A 6,885-nucleotide genomic window follows, 5' to 3' on the forward strand; every position below is an offset into this window, starting at 1 on the left:
CGCGCTACTTTAAAGAAATTCCAACGGCTTTAGATCGATTCAGTTTGCTGCGGCCCTTCTCTTGCCGGACGTTCGGATCATCACGTGCAACGTCGATGAAGAAGGGTGGGTTCGAGCGCATGCGGCTGTGGGTTCAGGTCCATACGTGGACGTCGCTGATCAGCATGATCTTTCTGCTGATGCTGTGCCTGACCGGGCTTCCGCTGATCTTCCATGACGAGATCGATCATCTCTTCGAGGACGAGATCGCCGCGCCGGCGATGCCGGCCGACACGCCGCTGCTGCCGCTCGACCGCCTGATCTCGGCGGCCAAGCAGCAATTGCCGGATCAGCATGCGCTGTTCGTGAGCCTGAAGCAGGCGGAGCCGCTGATTGTGGTCGCGATGTCGCCGACCGCCATTCCGGTGCCCGGGCAGTTTCATCGCCTCACCGTCGATGCGCGCACCGGCGTCGTTCTCGGCGAGGAGGCGCCGCATCAGGACGTCATGGACGTGATCCTGCGCATCCACCGCGACATGTTCACCGGCCTGCCGGGCGAGCTCTTTCTCGGACTGATGGGACTGGTGTTCGCGGCTTCCATCGTCTCGGGCGTCGTCGTCTACTGGCCGTTCATGCGGCGCCTGCAGTTCGGCACCGTGCGGGATCGCTCGGCCCGGCTGAAATGGCTCGACCTGCACAATCTGCTCGGCATCGTCACGGTGAGCTGGGCGCTCGCGGTCGGTCTGACCGGCACCATCAACACGCTTGCCGTGCCGCTGTTCGATCTCTGGCGCGCGAAGACCATGCCGGCGCTGCTCGCGCCCTATCAGGGCAAGCCGCTGGCGGAGGCAAAATCGATCGAGGCCGCCGTTGGCGCCGTCCGCACCGCGTTTCCGGACCGGCTGGTGACGTCCATCACCCTGCCGACGACGACACGGTTCGGCAGCCCGCAGCATCTGATGATCTGGACCAAGGGCCGCACGCCGTTCACCGCGCGCATGTTCAAGCCGGTTCTGGTCGACGCCCAGGACAGCAGCAAGATGGTCGCGCCCAAGCTCGCCTGGTATCTCACCGCGTTGCAGGTATCGCGGCCGCTGCATTTCGGTGACTACGGCGGGTTGCCGCTGAAGATCATCTGGGCCGTTCTCGATGTCATCACGATCATCGTGCTGTGCAGCGGACTCTATCTGTGGGCCGCCAAGCGCTGGGGCTTCCGCAGGAAGGTGTCCGGCGTCGTTAGGTCGGCAGCGCCCGCGGTGGTGTCGCCATGAGCTCCTCGGCCGCATCGGCGACGCCATCTGCCCGCGTCGCGCAACTCTCGACCTGGCAGGTGTTTCGTGCGCCGCTGCTGATCGGCCTGGTCGCCGCAGCCGGGCTCACCTTCGGACTGTTCGGCGACGGGCTCTGGGACGGCCTGTGCTGGCTCGGGCTGTCGATTCCGATTCTGCTGTCGCTCGCGTACGGCACGAAACTAAGCCGCGGCGCGAAGGCCGGAGCGCAAGGCGCTCAGGCCGGGACGCAGGATCTGCCGCTCTGAGCGCTGACGTCCGCCGTCGGTCGGCGGAAGATACCCCGCATCATTGACCTCGATCCGCGCTGCTGGACGACGCGCCCGGCGCGATGACCCTGATGCGCTCGGCCGGCCAACGATCCCACGCATCTCTTCTCTCACGCGTCCTCTCTCGCGCGGCGCCTCATTGCGATGGCAGCGCGCTGCGTCGGCGGCGCGTGATCGGTCTCGCGCAGCGAGCGCCGACGCGAGCGGCGTCACTCCGGCCTGGAAACAAGCAGATACAAATGTCTCGATGCCTTCTCCGATCTGCGCGCGGCGCGGCGGAGATGTGGCGCATTTGAAAGCAAAGATTGATTCAAAAGTGGCAATGTGATTAGTTATCATCGTATGATTGATCGAAATCATTTCGATGAGTTCGAGACGATCGGTGTCGTGAGTTGTATCAGCCGACGCGATCGCATCGCTCTTCCCCGCGACATGCGCTTCTTTTGAAGGCTTCAAAGAAGCGGAGGGAAAAGAATCTCGTAGTAGCGACAATCTGTTGAGCCGATCGATTCGGCGAAGCTGTCGCTCGTTAGACGAGTTCTACGTCGCGCGGCGCCATCCTCAAATACCTGTGTGTTAGGACCACCGACGAGCCGAGTTGGAACTTGGAATGATCGGGGTGTCAGGATGGTCTGTCGCATTTGGGATAAAGACGTTGGATTGACGATGTCGTTGGGACTTGTGAGCTCATTGGCGCTCTCGCTGAATGTCGGAGGCGTTCAATCGGCCTTCGCGCAGACCAAGCTCCCCGATGTGACCGTCGACGCGCCGAAGCCGAAAGTCCGGCAGACCGCTTCGAGACCGCAGACGACCGCGACGCGGACCGCTCAGCAGCGCCGCGTCGCGCCGCGCAACCTGCCGCCGACCGCCCCGGTGGCCTACGTGACGCCGTCGACGGGCACGATCGGCGCGCCGCCGTCGCCCTATGCCGGCGGCCAGGTCGCGAGCGGCGGCGGCCTTGGGCTGCTGGGCAACCGCGGGGTGATGAACACGCCCTTCAACCAGACCAGCTTCACGTCGCAACTGATCCAGAACCAGCAGGCGCGCACGATCCGCGACGTGCTGATCAATGATCCCTCGGTGCGCACGATCCAAGCCGCCGGCGGCGGCGCCGACAGCCTGTTCATCCGCGGCTTCTACTACGACAGCGGTGACTACGCCCTGAACGGGCTGGCCGGAATCGCGCCATATTATTCGACGGGCGCCAATTTCATCGAACGGGTCGAATTGCTGAAGGGGCCCGCGGCTCTGCTCAACGGCATGACGGTCGGCGGCACTGGCGCCTCAAGCGGCGGCGCGGTCGGCGGTAGCGTCAATCTCGTCACCAAGCACGCGCTCGACACCGACATCACGCAGCTAACGGCGACCTATGCGTCCAAGACGCAATTCGGCGAGCAGATCGACGTCGGCCGTCGCTATGGCGAGCACAAGGAGTGGGGCGTCCGGCTGAACAGCAAGTATTCGAACGGCGATACCCCCTGGAACCGGCAGACCGACGAGTTCGGCAATGCCCACCTCGCCGTCGACTATCATGGCGAGAATGTCCGAATCGATGCCGATGTCGGCTATCAGGCGGACAAGCTGAATCCGCCGCTGCGATTCTTCGGCGTGGGTACTGCCGTCACCAGCATTCCGTCGCCACCGTCGTCCGGCACCAATTTCCAGGTGCCGTGGGCCTATTATGCGCCAACCGACTTCTTCTCGACGGTGAAAGGCGAAGTCGATCTCAACGATCGTATCACCGCCTATGCCGGATTCGGCTATCACGACAGCAACATCAACTACCGCTATCCATCGCCGGTGCTCTCGAGCAATGCTGGCGTATTGTCCGGGACACCAGGAACGGGAAGCGAGACCTACAAGACGTATGCCGGGGAGGCCGGCCTGCGCATGACCGCTGATACCGGCCCGATCAACCATGCCGTCAATGTCGGCTATTCCATCACCGACCGCACCTATACCCAGCAGGTGGTCTCCGGCAAGATGCCCAACTGGAGCCTTTACAGCGAGCCGACCAACATCGCGTTGCCAAGCTTTGCGACGCTCCAGGCCAATCAGACCGTCGGCGCCAATCTCTGGAGCTTCGGCGTCTCCGACACGATGTCGCTGCTGAACAAGCGGATTCAACTGACCGTCGGTGTGCGCAGACAAACCGCGGGAACGGAAGTCACGAATCTCGTTACTCCAGCATCGAGCCGCCCCTTCGAGGACACGTCGGTGTGGACGCCAGCCTATGCACTCGTGGTCAAGCCCGTCGAGTTTGTGTCGCTTTATGCCAATTACATCGAAGGCCTGCAGACCCCGACCGTCGTCGCCGCCGGCTATGCCAACAGCGGCACGGTCTTCCCGCCAGGGCAGACCAAGCAGGTCGAGACCGGAATCAAGGTCGACTTCGGCCGAATCACGACCACCGTCAGCGCATTCGATATCTCGCGCCCGAGCGTGATTACCACGAGTTCAGGGGGAGTCTTGACTCAAGAGCTGAATGGCCGGCAGCGCAATACGGGGGCCGAGTTCAACGTGTTCGGCGAGGTCACGCCGACGCTGCGGCTGCTGGGGGGCGTCGCGTATATTCACGGCGTGCAGGAGAAGACCTCGGGCGGCCTGACTGACGGCAAGCGGGCGATCGGCGTGCCCGAGCTCACCGTGAATCTCGGCGCCGAGTGGGATACACCGTTCGTGCGGGATCTGACGTTGACGGGGCGGGTGGTCTACACCGGTGCACAATATGTCGACGCGGCCAACAAACTCTCGCTGCCGGATTGGACACGCGTCGACCTGGGCGCCCGCTACACCTTCACTTCGCCCTGGAACGGCAAGCCGATCGTGCTGCGGGCGAGCGTCGAGAATGTCTTCGACAAGGCGTATTGGGCGTCGGCCTATAGCGGTGTGATCACCCTGGGGGCGCCGCGCACCTATCTCGTTTCCACGACGTTCAATTTCTAGGACGTCGATACGCGTTGGCGATGATGGGCCGCCGCACGGCCGTTGTGCGGCGGCCCTGTTAGTCTGAGCGATGCGGACGGCGTTCAATTCCAATCTGATGAAAATTTGCGTAGCTCATCGATTGCGTCGGCGTGATCATCTCCGCGGTGACAAAGCGGTCGGGTCAGCAAATCATCTAGTTAGAGCCGATACATCCTCGTGTTGAATCGTCACCTGCGTGTCACCTTGGAGAGATTAAAAACTTCGATCGGCGGTATCCTTTTGACTGTCATTATCAACTGCATTACTCGTAGTTCATCAACGTCGTTTGTTAGTAGGAGTAGCCGGGCATGATGATCTTCGACAGAGATGACGTCACCTTCACCGTCGTCGTGAATCACGAAGAGCAATATTCGATCTGGCCGACGTTCAAGGACATCCCGAACGGGTGGACGGCCGTCGGCGTGACCGGGAGCAAGAAGGAGTGTCTGGACCATATCGAGCAGGTGTGGACCGACATGCGGCCGCTCTCGCTGCGGAAATTCATGCAGGAGAACGCGCAGGTTTCTGCCGAATCCTGAAGCGAAGGAGGCTGGCTGCCATGCGGCTGATCTGTTTGCCCTATGCCGGCGGCAGCGCGATGGTCTATGCGCGCTGGAGGAGAGGTCTTCCGTCCTGGATCGAGGTCCTGCCGCTGGAGCTGCCAGGACGGGGCGCGCGGATGGACGAGCCACTGCAAACGGATGCGACGGCGTTGGTCGATCAGCTCGCGTCCGAACTGGTCGGGACGCCGTTGGCGGAGCCTTACGTCCTGTTCGGGCACAGCCTCGGCGGCTTGCTCGCCTTCGAGCTCGCGCACAGGCTGCTCGCGCTCGGCGCGCCAAGGCCGCAGATGCTGCTCGTGTCCGGAACGGAAGCGCCTGCCGTGCGCGACGGCAGCCGCTGGCGCGAGCCGCTCGGTGACGACGCATTGCGCGAGGAGCTTCTCAGGCTGAACGGCACGCCGCCGGAGGCGTTGCAGAGCATGGAGATCATGCGCGGCACACTGCCGATCCTGCGGGCCGATTTCCTGATGTGCGGGAACTACGTGTATCGGCGGCGCCAGCCGTTGCCGTGTCCGCTGCACGTGTTCGGCGGAGAGCTCGACGAAACGCGTGCCGAGGCACTGGAGGCATGGCGGGCCGAGACCTCCGGCACGTTCGGCCGCGACATGCTGCCGGGCGACCATTTCTTCATCCACAGCCAGCAGGCGGATCTGCTGAAGCTCGTTGCCGCATTGCTGGTACGTCGGGCATGGCCGGAGCCCGCCGTTGCTCGCGCGGGGCCTTGAGCGGCGCGTCGAAAGCAGGACCCAGCCGGAAAAGCCGGCTGGTGAAGAAACTTCGATGCTGAAATCGACGGGAGACGGGGAGAAGTCATGTTCACAATACAATCTAAAGTAGAACAAGAATCGCTGCCGTTCCTTCTGCGGGCCAGCCGCACGCAGCAGCCGCTGATGGAGGCCGTCAGCGAGGTCCGCGACATGATCGAGCGCCAGCTCTACGCGTGCGGCGGAATTCTCTTCCGTGGCTTCCATCTCGACGGCGCCGAGGCGTTCAGGAGCTTCGCCGCGAGCTTCGGCCATCCGCTGCTGTCCTATGAATTCGGCTCGACGCCCCGATCGCAGGTCAGCGCCGGCGTCTACACCTCGACCGAATATCCGCCGCACCAGAGCATCCCGCTGCACAACGAGCAGGCCTATACGCGCGACTGGCCGATGAAGATCTGGTTCTATTGCGAGCAGGCGGCACAGCAGGGCGGCGAGACGCCGGTCGCCGACAGCCGGTCGATCCATCGCGACATTCCGGCTGCGATCCGTAACCGCTTCGCCGAGCGGGGCGTCATGTATGTTCGCAACTATGGCAGCGGACTCGATGTCGACTGGCGACAGGTGTTCGGCACGGAGTCGAAGGCCGAGGTCGAGGCCTATTGCGCCTCCCATGCGATCGCCTGTGAATGGAAGGATGGCGACGAGCTGCGGACGCGGCAGGTCTGCCAGGGGACCGCGGTGCATCCCGTGACCGGGGACATGGTGTGGTTCAATCAGGCGCATCTGTTCCACGTCTCCAGCCTCGCACCCGAGGTACGGGAAAGTCTTCTCGACATCGTCGGTGATCCGCTCGAGCTGCCGCGCAATGCGTTCTACGGCGACGGCGCGCCGATCGAGGATGAGACGCTGGCCACGGTCAGAGCCGTGCTCGACCGGCATAAGATCGTCTTTCCCTGGCAGACCGGCGACGTCGTCATGCTCGACAACATGCTGACGGCGCACGCGCGCGAGCCGTTCAAGGGGCCGCGCAGGGTGATCGTCGCGATGGCGCAAGCCCATCGCGTGAATTGAGCCTGCGCGATCGATCCTCACATTGTTATCGGACCTTCGGAAG

At 63.2% G+C, this 6,885-nt stretch carries 6 protein-coding genes; all 6 read left to right on the plus strand.

Annotation, left to right across the window (positions count from 1 at the left end):
- The first annotated feature begins 119 nt into the window (after positions 1–119).
- The 6 genes from QX039_RS00215 (at position 120) to QX039_RS00240 (ending at position 6,842) form a co-directional block, all read left to right on the plus strand.
- Positions 120–1,250, plus strand: a complete 1,131-nt coding sequence (locus QX039_RS00215) for a PepSY-associated TM helix domain-containing protein (RefSeq protein WP_315739718.1) — start codon at positions 120–122, stop codon at positions 1,248–1,250.
- Positions 1,247–1,516, plus strand: coding sequence for a hypothetical protein (locus QX039_RS00220; RefSeq protein ID WP_315739511.1), 270 nt, complete (start codon positions 1,247–1,249; stop codon positions 1,514–1,516). Before QX039_RS00215 ends, QX039_RS00220 begins: the two co-directional genes overlap by 4 nt.
- A 687-nt stretch (positions 1,517–2,203) precedes the next feature.
- The gene (locus tag QX039_RS00225; protein ID WP_315739512.1) at positions 2,204–4,483 is read left to right on the plus strand and encodes a TonB-dependent receptor; all 2,280 of its coding nucleotides are present in this window, start codon (positions 2,204–2,206) and stop codon (positions 4,481–4,483) included.
- A gap of 329 nt (positions 4,484–4,812) precedes the next feature.
- Positions 4,813–5,043 carry an MbtH family protein gene (locus QX039_RS00230; protein WP_315758268.1) on the plus strand — a complete coding sequence of 77 codons (231 nt, stop codon included), beginning with the start codon at positions 4,813–4,815 and terminating at the stop codon, positions 5,041–5,043.
- Between the two features lie 20 nt (positions 5,044–5,063).
- Entirely contained in the window at positions 5,064–5,792 is a 729-nt protein-coding gene (locus QX039_RS00235; protein WP_315772826.1) for a thioesterase II family protein, read from the plus strand.
- A 165-nt stretch (positions 5,793–5,957) separates the two neighbouring features.
- On the plus strand, positions 5,958–6,842 hold the full coding sequence (locus QX039_RS00240) for a TauD/TfdA family dioxygenase (RefSeq protein ID WP_315772827.1): 885 nt from the start codon (positions 5,958–5,960) through the stop codon (positions 6,840–6,842).
- Positions 6,843–6,885: the final 43 nt, after the last annotated feature.

The sequence above is a fragment of the Bradyrhizobium sp. SZCCHNR1043 genome (assembly GCF_032489675.1).
Lineage (GTDB): Bacteria > Pseudomonadota > Alphaproteobacteria > Rhizobiales > Xanthobacteraceae > Bradyrhizobium.